The sequence below is a fragment of the Staphylococcus sp. HMSC034G07 genome (assembly GCF_001835975.1).
Taxonomy (GTDB): Bacteria; Bacillota; Bacilli; order Staphylococcales; family Staphylococcaceae; genus Staphylococcus; species Staphylococcus ureilyticus.
In genome coordinates, this window is sequence record NZ_KV826595.1 from 21,375 (window position 1) to 40,001 (window position 18,627).

Annotated in this window: 17 protein-coding genes; 4 read left to right on the forward strand and 13 right to left on the reverse strand. The window is 32.5% G+C overall.

Annotated features, from left to right (window positions below):
• Positions 1–167 precede the first annotated feature (167 nt).
• On the forward strand, positions 168–1,028 hold the full coding sequence (locus HMPREF2586_RS03950; RefSeq protein ID WP_070657519.1) for a MurR/RpiR family transcriptional regulator: 861 nt from the start codon (positions 168–170) through the stop codon (positions 1,026–1,028).
• A gap of 100 nt (positions 1,029–1,128) precedes the next feature.
• Here HMPREF2586_RS03950 and HMPREF2586_RS03955 read toward each other — a convergent pair whose 3' ends face one another.
• From HMPREF2586_RS03955 to eda, 8 genes are read right to left on the reverse strand one after another with little or no spacing between them, the layout of a single operon-like run.
• Positions 1,129–1,950 carry an SDR family oxidoreductase gene (locus tag HMPREF2586_RS03955; protein WP_070657517.1) on the reverse strand — a complete coding sequence of 274 codons (822 nt, stop codon included), beginning with the start codon at positions 1,948–1,950 and terminating at the stop codon, positions 1,129–1,131.
• Positions 1,950–2,981 (reverse strand): mannonate dehydratase, encoded by a 1,032-nt coding sequence (gene uxuA, locus HMPREF2586_RS03960; protein ID WP_070657515.1) that lies wholly within the window; start codon positions 2,979–2,981, stop codon positions 1,950–1,952. The genes HMPREF2586_RS03955 and uxuA overlap by 1 nt, the downstream gene beginning before the upstream one ends.
• 2 nt (positions 2,982–2,983) lie before the next feature.
• On the reverse strand, positions 2,984–4,390 hold the full coding sequence (gene uxaC, locus HMPREF2586_RS03965; RefSeq protein WP_064209873.1) for a glucuronate isomerase: 1,407 nt from the start codon (positions 4,388–4,390) through the stop codon (positions 2,984–2,986).
• Positions 4,391–4,405: 15 nt separating this feature from the next.
• On the reverse strand, positions 4,406–5,701 hold the full coding sequence (locus HMPREF2586_RS03970; RefSeq protein WP_070657513.1) for a TRAP transporter large permease: 1,296 nt from the start codon (positions 5,699–5,701) through the stop codon (positions 4,406–4,408).
• Complete coding sequence (locus tag HMPREF2586_RS03975; RefSeq protein ID WP_070657511.1) at positions 5,698–6,207, reverse strand: TRAP transporter small permease; 510 nt, start codon at positions 6,205–6,207, stop codon at positions 5,698–5,700. The genes HMPREF2586_RS03970 and HMPREF2586_RS03975 overlap by 4 nt, the downstream gene beginning before the upstream one ends.
• A complete protein-coding gene (locus tag HMPREF2586_RS03980) occupies positions 6,182–7,219 on the reverse strand; it encodes a TRAP transporter substrate-binding protein (RefSeq protein WP_070657509.1) in 1,038 nt (345 codons plus the stop codon). The genes HMPREF2586_RS03975 and HMPREF2586_RS03980 overlap by 26 nt, the downstream gene beginning before the upstream one ends.
• 28 nt (positions 7,220–7,247) lie before the next feature.
• On the reverse strand, positions 7,248–8,219 hold the full coding sequence (locus HMPREF2586_RS03985) for a sugar kinase (protein ID WP_070657506.1): 972 nt from the start codon (positions 8,217–8,219) through the stop codon (positions 7,248–7,250).
• Between the two features lie 2 nt (positions 8,220–8,221).
• Entirely contained in the window at positions 8,222–8,839 is a 618-nt protein-coding gene (gene eda, locus HMPREF2586_RS03990) for a bifunctional 4-hydroxy-2-oxoglutarate aldolase/2-dehydro-3-deoxy-phosphogluconate aldolase (RefSeq protein ID WP_046207228.1), read from the reverse strand.
• A 145-nt stretch (positions 8,840–8,984) separates the two neighbouring features.
• On the opposite strand from eda, the gene HMPREF2586_RS03995 reads away from it, so the two are divergent.
• A complete protein-coding gene (locus tag HMPREF2586_RS03995) occupies positions 8,985–9,929 on the forward strand; it encodes a LacI family DNA-binding transcriptional regulator (RefSeq protein WP_064209878.1) in 945 nt (314 codons plus the stop codon).
• 443 nt (positions 9,930–10,372) lie between these two features.
• Here HMPREF2586_RS03995 and HMPREF2586_RS04000 read toward each other — a convergent pair whose 3' ends face one another.
• From HMPREF2586_RS04000 to HMPREF2586_RS04010, 3 genes are all read right to left on the reverse strand, one after another.
• Complete coding sequence (locus HMPREF2586_RS04000) at positions 10,373–11,248, reverse strand: cidABC operon transcriptional activator CidR (RefSeq protein WP_040029908.1); 876 nt, start codon at positions 11,246–11,248, stop codon at positions 10,373–10,375.
• 42 nt (positions 11,249–11,290) lie between these two features.
• Positions 11,291–12,139, reverse strand: coding sequence for a class A beta-lactamase (gene bla, locus HMPREF2586_RS04005; protein ID WP_070657504.1), 849 nt, complete (start codon positions 12,137–12,139; stop codon positions 11,291–11,293).
• 375 nt (positions 12,140–12,514) lie between these two features.
• Positions 12,515–13,102: an immunodominant staphylococcal antigen IsaB family protein gene (locus HMPREF2586_RS04010; RefSeq protein WP_070657502.1), complete on the reverse strand. Its 588-nt coding sequence runs from the start codon at positions 13,100–13,102 to the stop codon at positions 12,515–12,517.
• 271 nt (positions 13,103–13,373) lie between these two features.
• Between HMPREF2586_RS04010 and HMPREF2586_RS04015 the strand changes: the two genes are divergently transcribed.
• Positions 13,374–13,679 carry a monooxygenase gene (locus tag HMPREF2586_RS04015; protein WP_040029905.1) on the forward strand — a complete coding sequence of 102 codons (306 nt, stop codon included), beginning with the start codon at positions 13,374–13,376 and terminating at the stop codon, positions 13,677–13,679.
• Between the two features lie 129 nt (positions 13,680–13,808).
• Here the strand turns inward: HMPREF2586_RS04015 and HMPREF2586_RS04020 are convergent, their stop codons facing one another.
• Positions 13,809–14,651, reverse strand: coding sequence for a sialate O-acetylesterase (locus HMPREF2586_RS04020; RefSeq protein ID WP_040029904.1), 843 nt, complete (start codon positions 14,649–14,651; stop codon positions 13,809–13,811).
• 229 nt (positions 14,652–14,880) lie between these two features.
• On the opposite strand from HMPREF2586_RS04020, the gene HMPREF2586_RS04025 reads away from it, so the two are divergent.
• Positions 14,881–15,948, forward strand: a complete 1,068-nt coding sequence (locus HMPREF2586_RS04025; RefSeq protein ID WP_046207223.1) for an acyltransferase family protein — start codon at positions 14,881–14,883, stop codon at positions 15,946–15,948.
• A 156-nt stretch (positions 15,949–16,104) separates the two neighbouring features.
• Here HMPREF2586_RS04025 and HMPREF2586_RS04030 read toward each other — a convergent pair whose 3' ends face one another.
• Entirely contained in the window at positions 16,105–18,621 is a 2,517-nt protein-coding gene (locus tag HMPREF2586_RS04030; protein ID WP_070657500.1) for a glycosyltransferase, read from the reverse strand.
• Positions 18,622–18,627 lie beyond the last annotated feature (6 nt).

Sequence of the window (18,627 nt, forward strand, 5' to 3'; positions counted from 1 at the left end):
CCTTGTTTTTATTAAATAGAATATTATCATTTATATGAATAAATGTAAACCCTTACATTAATAAAGGGATTGTTTTTGTTCTTTTTCAGAATTTTTATTTGCAATAAACCTTTGTTATGATATAGATAAAGTTATTTGAATCAACAGAAACGAGGCGCTTAGTTTTTATGAATCAAAATCCAGATTTAAAATCAAAAATTGTAAAAGTTAAAAAAAGTTTACCTAAAAAACAGCAAAAACTCTGCGACTTTATACTTAAACATTTTGAAGACTTAGGCTTAATAACAATTAAAGAATTGTCTCAACAGGCTGAAGTAGGCGTTTCTACAGTTATGCGTACCATGCACGCTTTAGACTATGAAAATTTCAATGATTTTCGTAAAGATATTTACAGTGAAGCCTTACCAAATGAAACTAAGTTTTCTCTTAAAAATGCTTTTGGAGACATCAATCGTGAACAAGGTTATGCGTTGACTGATGTTTGGGATAAAAGCGTTGATTTATTAAATCAGTCATTAAAACCTGATTTGATTGAAAATTTTGTTACTGCTGTTGAATATATAGAAAATGCAACGAGTGTATGTATCCTTGGCACCCGTCCTTATAGGGCGACCGCTTTATATTTTGAGCATTTACTAAACGAATTTTATTTAAATATTCATCAGCTTAGTAATGATACTGATGCTATTTTTGATAAAATTACTAAAATGACTAAAAATGATATATTAATTGTTTTTGCTTTTGAACCCTACACAAATTCAGTGATTCAAGCTGTCAAAGAAACAAAACGTCAAGGCAACCATATTATTTTAATCACAGATTATGACTCTTCACCAGTTTTAGAACATGCAACTATTACTTTAAAGCTTTCCGTTAGAAAGGATCATTTTTCAATCATTCCAATTATTGCGCTGATTGATGCATTAGTATTAGAACTCGGCAGACGTACTTCAGCTAATGCATTATCCAATTTAGAAAAATTAGAAGATGTATTATATCGCAATAATATTACTTACCATGACACATAGAATAACAACAATGTTAACCAGACAATCAAACAAAAAAATCAACACTTTCATCCTTATAACAATGAAAGTGTTGATTTTTATTTGGTTTATTTTATTTAATTTATACGCCAGAATATGATGAGAAGCCACCATCTACTGGAACCACAATACCTGTTACAAAGCCGCTCATATCATGGTCCATTAACCAATACAATGTACCTAAAATATCTTCAGGTACACCAAAACGATCCATTGGCGTTTGTGAAAGAATTTTTTGAGCACGTTCTGAATAAGAACCGTCTTCATTTCTTAGCAATGCCTTATTTTGATTTGTTTCGAAAAATCCTGGTGCAATTGCATTAACACGAATTTGCCCTGCAAAATAAGTGCTCAACCATTGAGTAAAGTTACTTACTGAAGCTTTTGCACCGCTGTAGGCTGGAATTTTTGTCAACGGCGTAAAGGCGTTCATAGATGAAATATTGATAATTGTTCCTGTTTCAGATGCCACAACATCTTTGCCGAATACTTGTGATGGTAAAAATGTTCCAGTATAGTTTAATTTAAATACATTATCTACACCTTCTTCTGTGAGATCAAAGAACGTTTTGTCGCCTGCTTTATCGTACATTTCATCATTCGTTGTCGCATCAGGATGATTACCACCGGCGCCATTGATAAGTATTGTAATTGCACCAAATTTATCATTGAATGTTTGTTTCGCTTGCTCTAAAGCTGATTTATCTAGCACATCTGCAACGAGCGCTACAGTTTGTTGTCTATTTTTATCAATTTCATCTTGTAATTCTATAATTTTGTCTTCTGAACGACCTAATATACCCACATTAGCACCTTTTTCTACAAGTGCTTTGACAAAAGTAGAACCAATCACACCTGTCGCACCTGTAATAACGACATTAACATCTTTGAATCGTATTGCCATTATTTACTCACTCCTTCTATTAAGCCATTAATATAAGTTGCACCTAAAGCTCTATCAAACAAGCCATAACCAGCTTTACCTGTTTCTCCCCAGATCATACGTCCATGGTCAGGTCTGATAGTCCCTTTGTAATCAATATCTCTCAGTGCTTCAGTAACAGCTTTCATATCTACTGAGCCATCTTTAGATAAGTGGCCTGTTTCTATAAATGAATTATCACCAATACGTTTAACATTGCGCATGTGTACAAAATGAATGTGATCACCAAATGTACGAATCATATTCGGTAAATCGTTTTCTGCTAATGAACCTAATGAACCAGTACAGAAACAAATACCATTATGTGTATCATTACTAATAGCTAATAAGCGTTCGTAGCTTTCTTTGTTTTTAATGATACGTGGTATGCCAAATATCGGCCAAGGTGGATCGTCCGGATGTATCGCCAGATCCACATCATGTTCGATAGCAGTGGGTAACACAGCATCTAAGAAGTACTTCAGATTGTCCCATAATTGTTCATCTGAGGTTTCACGATAGGATGTAATCAGTTGATTCATCTCTTCACGCGAGTAACTTTCATCCCAACCTGGTAGATTTAAATTCGTCGTTAGTGGATCAATATCTTTAATTTGATCATGGTTATAAATCAGTGTATTGGAACCATCTGGCAAGTCATAGTCTAATTGTGAACGTGTCCAATCAAATACCGGCATAAAGTTATAAGTTACTGTTTTAACACCATTTTCTGCGAGATTAATCAATGAAGTTTTATAGTTTTCAATGAGTTGATCGCGTTTCTCTGTACCAAGCTTTATTTCCTCACTGACAGGTAAACTTTCTACAACTTCAAATTTCAAACCTGCATCTTCAATTGACTGTTTTAATGCTGCAATTCTTTCTTTAGTCCAAACTTCTCCAACTGGAATGTCATAAATTGCTGTAACAATTTGTTTCATATCTGGAATTTGTCTAATATTATTTAATGTTACTGGGTCATCTTCCCCATACCAACGAAATGATAATTCCATGGTTATACCTCCTCAACGCCTTCTATTTTGAATAATTTTACTGCATTGTTATAACAAATATCTTTCACTATTTGAGTGATAGTTTCTTCTGATAATTGAATCTCACCTTTTTCAATTCTATCTCCTAAGAAATTACATAATATTCTTCTAAAGTACTCATGACGTGTATACGAAATCATACTACGTGAATCTGTGAGCATGCCTACAAATTTAGATAATAAACCGACATTAGCATACTCTACTAAATGTTGTTCCATACCTTCTTTTGTATCGTTAAACCACCATGCAGCACCGAGTTGGACTTTGTGATGACTATTTGTAAAGTTCCCTGCAGTTGCTTGTACCATTAAATGATCATTGCCATTATTTGGGTAAATGATGGTATCTGATAACGCATGATTTTGCTCAAGATGATCTAGTAATGCATTTAATTTTTTAGCACTCAACTGTTCACCTACACTATCAAAACCACTGTCTGCTCCTGTAATTTTAAACATGTTTGAGTTATTATTTCTTGTTGGTCCAAGGTGGAATTGTACAACCCAACCTAATTCTTCATAAACTTTACTAATTTCAGTTAATATATAACCTGCTAATTCATATTGTTCAGTTTCTGTTACTTGTTCGCCACGTTTGAGCGCATTATAAATTTCAGTTGCTGTGTCAACCGTTGCTGTTACTAAAGGTGTCTTTTCAAAACTTTGGTCTGAACTGCGCGCACCTTGTCTATCAAAATAATGTACACGTGCTTTTAATGCATCAATATAAGTATTTAAATCTTGGATGTCGCAATCAGTCGCTTGATTCAATTGGTCAATTTTTGTATTGATAGATTCATGATTTAAGAAAACATAACTATCCGGTCTAAATGTAGGTATAACTTTAAATGTAACGTTGCTATCTTCGTTTAATAACTTATGATACTTTAAGTCATCACATGGATCATCTGTCGTACATACCACCTTAACATTACTTTGCTTAATTAGATTTTGTGGTGTATGTGAAGGTTTTGCTAACTTTTTATTTAATGATTTATATAATTTACTGATATTCACTTTATCTAAATCTGTATCCTCATTAAAATAGCGTTTTAATTCTAATGCACACCAATGATACATCGGATTTACAATCGCATACGGTAACATATGCATAAATGCTTGGAATTTATCAAAATCATCAACACTGCCTGTAATAAAAGCTTCCTCAATGCCATAAGCTCTCATTAAACGCCATTTATAATGATCTCCACCTAGCCATAACTGTGTAATATTGTCATAATTTTTATTTTCGTAAATTTCTTTTGGATCTAAGTGACAATGAAAATCATAAATCGGTAAATCTTTAACTTTCTGGTATAGTTTTACTGCTGTTTTACTATTTAATAAAAAATTGTCATTAATTAAAGTCATATAATTGCTCCTTTTCTATAATCCTAATAATTTTGGAAGGAATAATGATATTTGTGGTATAAAAGTAATGATTAGCATTAAAATAATTAAAGCTACAAAATATGGAATTAAATATTTAAATACTGATTCAACACGTACACCGCCTACACTTGCTCCTACAAACAACGCACTACCAACTGGTGGTGTGATATTACCAATACATAAGTTAAACGCGATAATGATACCAAAATGAATGGGATCAAGACCTAATACTTCTGAAATCGGTAAAAAGATTGGTGTAAATATAAGTACTGCTGGTGTAATGTCCATAAAAGTACCAATGACTAATAAGATAACGTTGATTAATAATAACAGTGCAATTGGATTGTCAGTCATTGAGATAATGCCATTGGATATTGCTTCCGGTAAGCCGGTATAACTCATCACAAGTGAAAATAACGCCGAAGCGGTGATTAGAAATAAAATCATACCGCTAATTTCAGCTGTTTCTTTGATAACGTTGGATAATTGTTTGATTTTTAAGCTTTTATAAATTAGCGAAAGTACTACAGAATATAAAACTGCGACCGCTGCACCTTCTGTTGCTGTAAAGATACCTCCGACAATACCACCAATCACTACTACTATTAAAAATAAACTCGGTAATGCATCCAATGTTAAGAATAATCTATCTTTCCAACTAATTTTCTCTGATACTTTATAACCTTGTTTTTTCGCCATGACATAAGCAACAATCATACAAGCAATACCCCATAGAATTCCTGGAATATAACCCGCGATAAATAACGCTGCAATGGATGTCCCGCCGCTGACTAATGAATAAACAATCAATAGTGAACTCGGTGGGATAAGTAAACCTGACGGTGCTGAAGCGATATTTGCTGCTGCTGAATATTCTTTTTTATAACCTTGTACTTTTTCCATTGGTCCCATGATACGACCCATGGCAGCAGCAGCTGCAACACTAGAACCAGAAATGGAACCAAAAAGCATATTCCCAACAATGTTGGTATGCGCTAATGATCCTGGCAATCTGCCAACGAGTACCTTCGCAAAGTTAACTAATCTAAATGCAATGCCGCCGTTATTCATGATGATACCTGCTAGCACAAATAACGGAATCGCTAACATCGTAAAATCATCAATGCCCGTAACCATACGCTGTGCTGCAGTTACGATAGTGACATCGAATGGTAAGATCAATAATAGCGTAATAATAGAACTTAAAATAATCGCTAATGCAATCGGTAAGCCAATGATAAGAAAGATGAAGAAAGTGATGAATAATACTAATCCCGCAATCATTGTCATAAGCCATCACCGCCTTCAATCTCATCACGCGCTTGAATTGTAGTCATTGTCTCTTTACTAAATAAATTATAAAATGCATAGAAAATAATAAATATTCCTGAAACTGGCAATGCACCATACATTGCAGCCATTGATAAACCTGTTGACGGCGCGATTTGAGACCAAGTTAACTTCACAACTTCAAAACCGCCCCAAATCATGAGCACGAGTGCCACGATAATTAATATAATGTCCGAAATCTTTTCCAAGTATAACTGTACTTTCTCAGGCAATTTTTCTCTGATAAATACAATGGCAATATGCTGTTTAATTCCAAAGACATAGCTTGCACTCAATAACCCAAACCATATCAACAAGAATCTAACAATTTCTTCACTCGTCGTACTCGGTGTGTTAAAAATAAAGCGTGTTGCAACTTGATAAACCGATAAAATAACCATAACAAAAAGCGTTATACCAGCTAGCGTTAACAACAATTTATCAATGATTTGCTTTGCTTTTTTCATAGCGCTGTTCCTCCTTCTCGATTAGTTTATAATCCGCTTTCGTATCCGGATTATTTTTAAATTCATCTTGAAGAGGTTTTGAAGTCGCTTTAAATGTAGATTTGTCTACATCGTGAAACTTCACGTCCATTTTTTCTGTCGCTGTTTTTTTAGCATCGCTCACTGCTTTATCCCAAATTACTTCATGTTTTTTTGTGGAATAATCTGCTGCATCTTCTAACCATTTTTGTTGTTGTTTCGTCAAGCTGTCATAGGTCTCTTTGTTCATGATTAAAATATCAGGTACGGTTGCATGTTCTGTGTAGTAATAATTTTTTGCAACTTCACCATGGTTATTCGTTGTTAAAGATGTTTCATTATTTTCTGCTGCATCAATAACACCTGATTGCATTGCAGTATACACTTCACCATAATCCATCGGTGTTGGCGTGCCACCTAACGATTTAATTAAATCTACACTTGTTTTGCCTGGCTGAACACGAATCTTCAAGCCTTTCAAATCTTTGTTGTCTTTGATTTCTTTGTCTTTCGTATAGATATTACGCATACCTGCATCATAATAAGTAATACCTAAAAATCCTTGGTCCCCTGTCGATTTAAAGAAAGCGTCTTGTACGTTTTTACGTTTCATTACGTGTCGATAATTTTCTTCTGACTCAAATAAATACGGCATATTAAATAATGAATACGTTGGCGAAAAACTTTCCAATGCCCCAGCCGAAACTTTAGTCATTTGGATTGCATTCGTCTGTGTCATTTCTATTGCTTCACGCTCACTACCGAGCTGACCATTCGGATAAATATTCACTTTTATTTGACCATGTGATTCTTTTTCTAATCTATCTTTAAAAATTTTTAAAGATTTATGGACAGGATGTTCCGTTGGCTGATTATGCGCTAACATGATCTCTTTTGTCTTTGTTTTAGCAATCGTCTCCTTATTTGTAAGCAACATCGATACCATCCCCATCGTAAAGAATGCGCTTACAAGAAGGAGTGTAAATTTCTTCATAAAGATTATACCCCTTATATTGCAATTTTTATCGTTTCAGTTCTCCAAAATGCGTTGATAAATTAAATACATCACTTTCTTGTACACTTAGTGCATCTTCATTTGTCGTATGTTGTAGAACAGAACATTTTGTTGCAAAATCTACTGTATCTTCTGGTTGCCATGCTTTATTCAATCCATGTAATACACCTGCCATAAATGCATCACCAGCACCGATTCTGTTTAAAACAGTGTAAGTATATGCTTGGCCTTCAATATATTTTTCTTTTGTCAGCATAATACCTTGTAATGTACTTTGTTCTATATTTCTATTACTTGAAGCCATCAAATCAATGTCGTATTCGGATTGAATTGTTTTTGCACATATCTGTATATCATCATCTAAATCATTAGTTTCAAGCAAATGTGTAGCATCTTTTTTTCCAAAAAATAGAACATCGACAAATGGTAAAATTGACTTTATTATTGGTACTGCTGTTTCTTTTGACCATAAGTTACTTCTAAAATTAATATCGAACACTATGTTAACGCCTTGTTGCTTTAGTTGCTTTAATACATCGACAATTTGATGACGAATCATTTTATTTACAGCTAACGTAATACCTGTAAATACAAAGAAATCTCCACTTTGAGCATTAATTTCTTCCATTACATCTTCACCATGATTCGCAAATGTTGAATGTTCGCGATCATAAATCACTTTGCCGCTACGAAATCCGAAACTCTCTTCCATATAATATGTACCAATTCGGCCATTATTATATTTCACTGAAGCAGTACCTACACGTGTTTGAAACATTTTTTGTAATGCTAAATGTCCTAGCGCGTGATTGGGTAATACCGTTAACATTTCAGTCGTATGTCCAAATTGTGCTAGTGTCACAAGTGCGTTCAATTCTGCACCACCAACATTTACTTTAAACGTATTGGCATCTTTCAACTGTTCATAATTTGGTGGCGTGTAACGTAATAATACTTCACCAAAACCATAGACCGTCATTGTTATACCTCACTTTTTATTTCTGAAATATATCTTTCTAAAGCATCTTTTCCTTCTTGTTGATAAATTTTTGTTATTTCGCTTCCAATGCCAACTGCAAAACTTCCAGCATCTAACCATGCTTTATGGTTTTCTTTACCAACGCCACCTGTAGGCACAATTTCAATTTGTGGTAATGGCCCTTTGAAATCTTTAATTGACTTAGGTGTGAATTGCGTCGCTGGGAATAATTTAAGGACTTTGCAACCATAACGTAATGATTCAACCATTTCTTTAACAGTCATACAGCCCGGAATATATGGCACATCATATAAGTTAGCGATTTTCGCTGTTTCTTTATCAAAAGATGGGCTAACGATAAATTTCGCACCATTTAAAATGGCAGTACGTGCAGAAATACTGTCTAACACTGTTCCTGCACCAATCAATGCGTCGTCTCTTTTTGATAATTCAGCTATAATTTCTATAGCGTTCGGCGTTGTTAAAGTAACCTCAATTGTGTGTAGGCCTTTATCAATAATGGTATGTGCAATATCTAAAAAAGATTTTGCATCTTCAGTTCGCATGACAGCAATGTGTTTGCCTTGTTGAATCTCTTTCATTGTATTCATTGAATCCATGTCTTCAACCCCTCAAAAATGATATCAATTACAATACCCTTCAAAATAACAACGTTGTTATTTTTGTACAAAAAAATATTGTAATGCTTATCTCTATGGTATAATTAATTTGCATTTAAATCAATCAATTTCAAGGAGAAATTTTATGGCTGTAACTTTAAAAGATGTTGCTGAAGCCTGTGGTGTCAGCTATTCCACAGTTAGTAAAGCACTTAAAAATTCTCATCTCGTAAAACCAAAAACCAAAAATTTAATTCAACAAAAAGCTTTAGAAATGAATTATATACCTAATCATTCTGCTAGAGCACTTGTTTCAAAGAAAAGTGGCACAATTGGATTAATCTGGCCTTCTGTAGATCGTGTAGCGGTTACACACCTTATTTCAGAAATCAATCACGCTATCAAAGATTTAGGTTATGTCATGTTTGTGTCGATAGACGATGTCGCTGCCGCTTCGAAAAAATTTGTTGAATTCGGTTGTGATGGTATCGTCATTTTTGATGAAGGTGACGCAACAAACTTATCTCCAGAAATTTATAACAATGTCCCAGTCGTTGCCTATGGTGTCGATCGTGACATCCCTTATCCGATTATAAACGTAAACCATTCAGAAGCGATGATCATGGCAATTGAAGCATTGGTCGATCAGGACATTGATCACATTGATTATATTGGTGATATACATACAAATGATACACGTCAAATCGCAAAAAAAGAAGCGATTGCTCAATATTGTGACAAACACAAGATAAATTATCGTATCATTGATTCTACAAGTTTGAATGCAATTGAAACGGAATCTGCCGTTAAACAATTTTTACAAACACACGCACTTGCACCAGGCGTGATTTGTGGCAGCTATGATATAACAGTCGGTACAATAAATGCACTAGGACCACAAGATCACCCTATCTTGTATTCTTATGACAATATCCCTCAAATTAAAAAATTAGATTACCCAGTCAACGCGATTGGCGTTCCAACCGCTGAAATTGCTCAAACGATTGTAGCAACTTTAGATAAAGTTATTAAAGATGAAGCAACTGAGTCGGCCTATCATCTTCACCCTAAAATACAAAAAAACATTTAAAATAAACATGCCCAAACCTATTGCTAAGGTTTGGGCATGTTTATATGTTTGTTTGATGTTTGACAAGAGGGTCGTTTATTAAACTGTACTGATTTAGAAGATAAGCTTAGTTTTTAAATATCATTGCTCAATAATATAATAATGAATAAGAATAGGGTGTCCTTATTTTAGTGAATGAATGGGGAGAGTTATTATATTAGTTAAATTCTATATAAATTTGTTATGAGCTTTAAATTATGAAACGCTTATATAGTTAATATTTTGGCGCTAGGGATTATCATAAATGTTTTAACTTTTATTCTTCTATTAATCATCAGTACTTACTACCTCTATATGTCTATTATATTACGCACTGAAATATGATTAAAATACATAGTTGGAATATATAACATTCTCTTATGGAATACATATTTCATAAACTATAATCGCTTTGTTAAGCATCATTATCTAGTATCTTTTAAAAATTTAATCCATTCGTGAGTTACATAATTCATATAGCTATCTTTTTTCCAAATAACTCCCAAATTCCATGACACATCTGCACCTGAAATTTCTATACCCACAAGGTCTTCATTTAAAATATTTACGATACTTTCTGGTAATATACTCACACCGATGCCATCTCGGATCATATTTTCAATAAAAGTAATTTGAGACATTTTAGCAACCGTTTTTGGATGAAAACCAACTTTTCTACAACTTTCAATAATTTGATCTTTTAAATAGTAATCATCATGAAACATAATAAAACGTTCATTTTTCAAATCACCTAGATAGACTGGTCCTTGTTTCGCAAGCATCGCATCTTTATTTACGACTAGCAATAACTTTTCATTATATAGTGGGATAGCATGGTAGATATCATTATCTACAGGTAACGTAGTAATGCCTACATCAATTTCATCATTATTTAAATAAGACTCTACAGCTTTGCCTCCACCTTCAATAACTTCGTATGTCACTTTTGGATATTTACTATGAAAATGATTTAAACTTTCTGTAAAAAGTCTCACGTTCATAATTGCTGATATACCAACTCTAATATGGCCTTTTTCTAAATTTGTTACATCTCCCATTTCTAATGATAAATCATCTAGCACCGCTAAAGCTTCCACGCATTTATCATAAAAAATCTGGCCGATATCCGTTAAAATAATATGCTTTTTTCTTCTATCAAATAAAGTGATATTAAATTCGTCTTCAATACTTTTAATATTTTTACTTATTGTAGATTGCGCAATATATAAATGCTCGGATGCTTGTGTCATCCCCCCATTTTTCACAACTTCTACAAAATATTTCATTTGCTTTATTTCCATGTTTAACCCCTCTGCACCAATCTAAGTTTCGCTTACTTGAATTTATTTTAATGACTTAATAGCTGTTTCTGCCGCTGTTTGAATAACTTTATCATCAGGTTTCGCATCTTTATCTGATTTTTTCGTGTAAATAGCAAGAATAATTGGCTTATTTTGCTTTTTTGGATATATAAAAGCTAAATCGTTTCGGCTACCATAGGTTAAACCTTGACCACTTTTATCTCCTACAACATCATCCTTAGATACAGCTGCTTTTATTAACGTACCTCCAGTTTCATTATGAATCATTGTATGCTTTAGTAATTCAAGGTTAGCTTTGCTCATATTTTCACTCTGTAGAAGATGATTGAACGTTGTTGCAGCTCTTTTAGGTGTGGTTGTATCATCTGTACTTTGTGGATCATATAAATTTAAATCTGGTTCGAGTCTTTGTGGATTAGATATATGGTCTCCACGATGTATGAGTGCTTGTTGAAATTCTTTAATTCCACCTATTTCTTCGATGACTTTATTATTAGCTGTATTATCACTCTGCAACATAGAAGCTTTTATTAATGCTTTTAAAGTCATTTGCTTGCCGATATATTTTTCAGTGACGGGTGAATAAGCGACAATGTCATCTTTGGATATCACTATTTTTTTATTTAGTTCTGACGTTGGCGTGTTTTGTAATAATATACCACTTGAAATTGCTTTATATGTAGATGCAAATGCAAACCGTTCACCTGACCTGTGCTGTACCACTTTGCCATTAGCTGTATTGACACCATAAACCCCTACAATTGTATCATTATCTTGTTCTATTTGATCAAAACTTTTTGCATCAGCGACCTTTCCTGTCACTGTGAGTAAAAAAAGCCCAAACAAAACACTTAAATAGAATTTTTTCAAGTTTTCAATCCCCCTATTCACATTTGAAAGCAATACGCTATACTTACGTTTAACTATAATCATAAATATAACAAAACACAATTATCTTTATTACGCCTAACCATTAACGAGTAGAAATAATTGGGACTAAATATATACTTCAGTAACTTTAAAATTTAAAAATACTGCAATTAAGCATTTCATCAACAAAATCTGCTACATTCACTCTTAATGAATACTTTATTTTATTGACTATACAACAGAATAGGCTGAGACATTTAATTTGCCCCAGCCAAAGCATACAATTTCAATTAAAGTAACTGTTCTATAATCTCAAAAACGTGCGATTTCAAATCATCTCTGAGTTGAATCTTAACTTTTTTAATACTATTTAAACTACTGACCAATTGTTATTTCCACCAAATTATCATTTTGATCAAAGAAAGCAGTATAAAAGCCATTATTTGTTTCATATTTCACATAAGTGCCATCTTTATTGCCTAATTTACCTTCTCTTATGATTTCATTTGAAGTATGAGCCTTCTTAAATGTTGACTTAGATACTGAATCAGGTTTTGTGAAGAAAGTAAGTTGCACCACTTCATTGTCACTATTAAATTCTACGCTTGTATCATAAATTTTCTTAGAATGATCAAATTCTTTCTTGGCATTAGTGTCAACTTTATAACCATCAATCGTAACATTGTCATATTTTAAAGCACGTACGAAGTTATAATCTTGTGTAAAAGTTGGATCATATGTTGTATAACCTTCGTAATTATACCAAGGTGTTGTTTGTGCTTGTGAACGAACACCATTTTCACTATTTGCACCGCTTGCGCCACCTTCACCGTGTCCCCACTTTTGGACTTGCTCTGCTGCTTGCGCTGTTGGACTACTCGTTGAGATATATGCTGCTGAAGAACCGACAACCAGTGTAGATACAACGACAGTTGCTGAAATTAACTTTCCAACTTTCCGCATAATAAATCACTCCTTATTTGTAGTCTTCCATATGCAAAGTATAATTGTTCACTTTCATCATACACCTCTCCATTTTATTTTCAAGTAAAATTACACTTTTTATGAATATTAGTACAAATTAAATATGAAAATACTTTATTGATGTAGCTTTGATGTTATGTTAAACATTTTATTGTTTATATTAGAAAAGTGCTTGAGCTAAAACCATACTGCAATGTATTTTTAATTGGTATAGTAAACATAATAAATAATTTAAAAAGGATGGTTTATCATGATCTATATTTTACAAGTTGATTTTCCAATCGATGGTCCTTTTGGACAAGAGATGTCCAGACAATTCGCTGATTTAGCGAAATCTATAAATGGAGAACCAGGTTTTTTATGGAAAATTTGGACAGAAAATGCTGATGAAAAAGAAGCGGGTGGTATTTATGCATTTGATAGTTACAAAAATGCTAAAAACTATTTAAATATGCATAGTGAGCGCCTACAATCCATGGGTGTCCCAACTGTAAATGCTAAAATATTTGCTACAAATGACGCACTTACTAAAATCACACATGGACGATTAACATAACCGTATTGGGATGATAAAATACAACAAGCCTTTCAAATGTACACACATCTCGTGTGTTTTGAAAGGCTTTTTAGACATAGATTGAACGAAAAAAATAAATATTTTTAAAAATGATAATTTTCCAGATTATTATTTATTCATTTGTGACATTTCATTGATAAAATCTTGATACGTGATTTCATTTTTAGATAACCTAGCCACAAGCATATACATTTGTTCATTTTTAGTAAATTCAGTTTTATATAAATCTTGTTCTCTTTCGCTCTCATTATCTAAAGGATTGACGACGTCCTTTGATTTTGAAAATGCATCATAATACCTAATCCCAAACAAGCGTTGTGAGAATCCATCTATATGAATACCATCTGGATTTGCCGTTAAGCCTTCTGCTGTAACAAAGTAACAATCATGTTGTTTCTGCGCGACGTTCTTGATACTGTTATTAATTTCTTGATACTCTGTAGCACTAGCGCCAAACCCTTCTTTTCCTAAAAACGTTCCTAACAATCCAATGACAAAAGTAAGTTTAGGCAATTCAAGTGCTTCTCTAAAATAATCAATGAGGTGTGATAATTTTGTTTCATATGTTTGAAATTTATTATTTTGACTATCACTTTCACCTTGATGCCATAAAACACCAATCAATTCAGACGTTTCCATAGCAAATCTCGCTTCACTTACAGCATGCCGCGTCAGCATACTTTCATCTGACCATTCTTCAATAGAAGTACCTCCATCAGCACATGGAATGAACCCTATTGTTTCATTTGGATGATCATCGAGCCATTGCTTTGCAAACGATGCAGCTGGTCCAATACCAGCGACAGAACGATCGCTATGTATCGGTTCTTCCATCATTTGCCATCTACCATTTCTAAGCATAAAAATACGTTCATCAATGATGGGATTTACACTATCTAAAAATCCTCTTCCTGCCATATTTGATTGACCAATTAGTAAGATTGATTTCATAACGTTGTTCCTTTCAATTTTTTAGTTTTTTAATTAACTGCTAGTAGCTATTTTTCAGTGAATATTTTAAATATATGTAAGCATATCATTTTTTTCTTAAACTTACCCAAATTTCATATTAGAAAGTGCCACGCTTTATATATAATTATTATAAAAATAAATTCATATAAACTTTACTTTTAATACTAATTATCATATTATGGAATGGATTTTGAGAGGAGTTTTTATTTTGGAGAGGAAAATGGAACTCACCTATGCTAGAGCGATATTTTGTATCGCAATAGTCATCGTCCATTGTTTAACCGGTTTAGTAAACGATTATCACATTTCACAATTTGAAAAATCATTTTATAGTTTTTTACAAGTTATTTTATTATTTGCAACACCTTGCTTTATTATTTTGTCCGAAACATTATTAGGTATGCGATATTCAACTAAAATTCCGCAAAATTTTTTACTTAAACGCATGAAATTTATTTTAATTCCTTATGCTATATTTGGTTTATTTATCACTTTTAGACTATTTCTTGGTGATAATTCAGATAAATCATTTTGGGAAATCTTTTTAAATATCGTAGTGGAAGGTAAATTTTTCGGATGGTTTGTACTTGTTATTTTTCAGTTTTATATATTACATCGCTTATTTTATAAATTATTGAGTAAAGCCAATCCTATTTTTGTACTTGTTGTTACCTTTATCATTAGTTTTGGACATTCTTATTTAATGTATTACAGTACTGCTTATCTTGAATTCTGGGATTTTTATCCTTTATTCAGTAGAACCATTATTTTATATTGGCTATTTTACTTTGTTGTTGGTTTCTACTTCGGTAAATATTATGATACTGTTATTCATTTTTTAAAGCGTCATTTAGTTTGGCTTCTATTGATTTGGCTATTGGCTTTATCCTATATGGCATTTAATTTTTCTTATTTAGACGTACATCTAAATGAGTCTAATCGATTTGATTTAGTCTTATTTTCTGCAATCAGTTTTGTATTTATCGTCTATTTATCTAAATTTTTAACTCGGTTTAATTTAGTATTTGTGTTTTTAATAAGCGAAATATCATTTTTCATATACTTAGCACACCAAATCATTGTAGATTTTATTTCTAGATCGCTAGCATCATTTGTTACATTCCCACCACTATTTTTAATCTTAAGTTCTATTTTCACACTTGGATTTTGTATTGGATTAGCGATAATACTATCTTTTATTCCATATATAAGAATTGTTGTAGGAAGAAATACACTACAGCCTATGGTTATCAATAATTATAAACATCATAGTTAAAGTGTAAAAGTTACTATATAAACATGGCATTTCAAATAAACAAGCACAGTATAAATTGAAGGCTTTTAAATATAAAAAGGACGCATCCATTTCATATGGATGCGTCCTTTATTTTGGGCTTGAGCATTATTTCTCATCCCTCAGTTATATGATACTTTAGTCATCTAATAAATGATAAAATTGTTCAATCGCTTCTTTATTATATAATTCTGGATCAAATTTGGCATAAACAGGTGTTTCCTTATTAATAAACTGTTGTATGCTTGTTTGTAATGATTCAGCATCATTAAAACTCAACATTCCATACTTGCCATAATCAAGTACATATTGATTGGCTGGTATATCTGATGCCAGAATATCTATACCAACAGTCAACGCCTCTAATAAGACCATTGATTGCCCTTCGTAATAAGACGGTAAAACAAATAAATCACAATCTCTCATAATATTAAATGGATTTCTTTTTTGTCCCATTAAAAATACATGCTCTGATAAATCTAATGACGTAATTAGTTTATTTAGTTGATTTTTGAGTGGGCCATCACCTAAAATGTATAATTTCGCGTTAGGATTTGCTTCCACCACGCCGCTAAACGCTTGAATCAAATTATCAAATCCTTTTTCAGGAGATAATCTTCCCATTGTCATCACTTTATAATCGGATTTATGGAACGGTACGCTTGTAATTTGCTTATCCTGTTCTCTTACAATGACACGTTCCCCATTTTTCATAAAGATATCATTATCTTCATCCTCCAAATTATAAATTCTATCTAAGTTAATGGTATTCATCGATGATTTAAATTTATCTTTTGTTTTTCTATTCGCTATTTTTTTAACATTTTCCTGCTTAGTCACTTCAGACACACTTACGAGCTTATCATAATAAGGATATAAGGACATCACACCTTTTAGATTAGCGTAATGCGGTCTCACACCGTTCACTTTACGCTCCATATCCATTTTCATATCACTGTGCAAGTAGATTAATTTTCTTTTAGCTTTGCTCGCTAACAAGATTTCAGACCAAAACATCGCATAGCCACTGAAATCCATAACGACATCAAACGCTGAGTTACCAAACACTTTTCTAAATTCGCGTTGATACAAAGCATCCGGATAAATTTTTTCTTCAATTTTCGACTTGATGCCTCTATTGCGTACCAATAGGTTACGATAGTATTCTGAAGTGTTTGCCAACAATGGTCCTTTTCTTAAAATAACCCTCACATTGTCATTTAAGCTATATAGATTATCTATCACATCTTTATTTCTATTGAATCCAAGATAAACCGTAATATCATATCTATCATAATCAACATTTTCTAATAAATTCAGGATCGATGTTGTTATGCCATTAGGTTTCATACCACCTGGATATATTAAAATACGCTCTTTTCTGTTGTTTTGAACGCCATTTTTGGGTGCATCATGATGAAACACTTGATTGACAACTCTTTCCGTTACTTGTCCATCATCGTAATTCACAAATTTTTGTTTATATTTTTGATAGTTCCCCTTATATTGTGCTAGCATGCGCTGTGACTCTTGGACAGTAGCTACCAATGCTTCAATTGAGTGCACACTTGGACCTGGAAGACTATCCACAGGAAGGTAAAATCCTCTGTCTTCTTCATAGGCTTTATAATCAGGTGTATAAAAAATAATAGGTTTATCTGTAACTAAATAATCAAAAAAGATACTTGAGTAATCAGTTACAAGCAAATCAACAATACTGAGTAATTCATTCGTATCAAATGTATCTTCCACTAAGTATTTTTTTAATTTTTTATTACCTACTGCTTTTTTATAAATAAACGGATGCACTTTTAATAATACTTGATAATGTGTTTGTTTATTTAATGACTCAATCAGCGCTTCAATTTCTTCAATATTATCTTCTGGTATACTGACCGTTTGGCCACGCCATGTCGGTGAAAAGAGTAAAATCGGCGCATCTGTTAATTTAATGCCTTGTTGCTTTAATTTCTGCATAACTTCTTTTGACTGTGCATTTAGCGTTGCATCTATTCTAGGATAACCAATTTCTAAAATTGCTTCATCATTTAAACCGTCTAATTTAAATGCTTTTTTAAAAATATCTGTCGTATGTTGGTTAGGTGAAATAATATAGTCAGAACTTAAAAAGTTACGAATTGTATTTTGTGATTCTAATAAATTATGTTTGATATCTAACCCCATTGCTTTTAAAGGTGTACCATGCCAAGTATTAACATATATTTGATTTGGCTTTTTCGTAAAATACGTTGGAAACGTCGCATTATTGATGAGATATTTACACTTTGTTAAATAATGTAAATAGTCTTCACTTTCTTTAACTATAAATTTTACATTTTTATATTTACTATATTTTTTAGAAAATGCTTTTTGCATTTTTTGAGATGCTACGACCCAAATATGTATATATTTTTGATAATCAGGATGGTTCATTAAATATTTAAATATTGCATAAGGACTATCTGTCATACTTTGTCCATCTCTAACTTGATACAAAATATGCTTGTCATCTACTTCAATCGTTTTATATAGATTTGCATAATGCATAATATTTCTTGTGTATTTACTTCTAAGTTGTAATTTCAATGGTTCCGAAATGAATTTTAATTTTCTTTTTGTTTGATTTAATACAAACTTTTTCGTTTTACCAATCATTCTTCC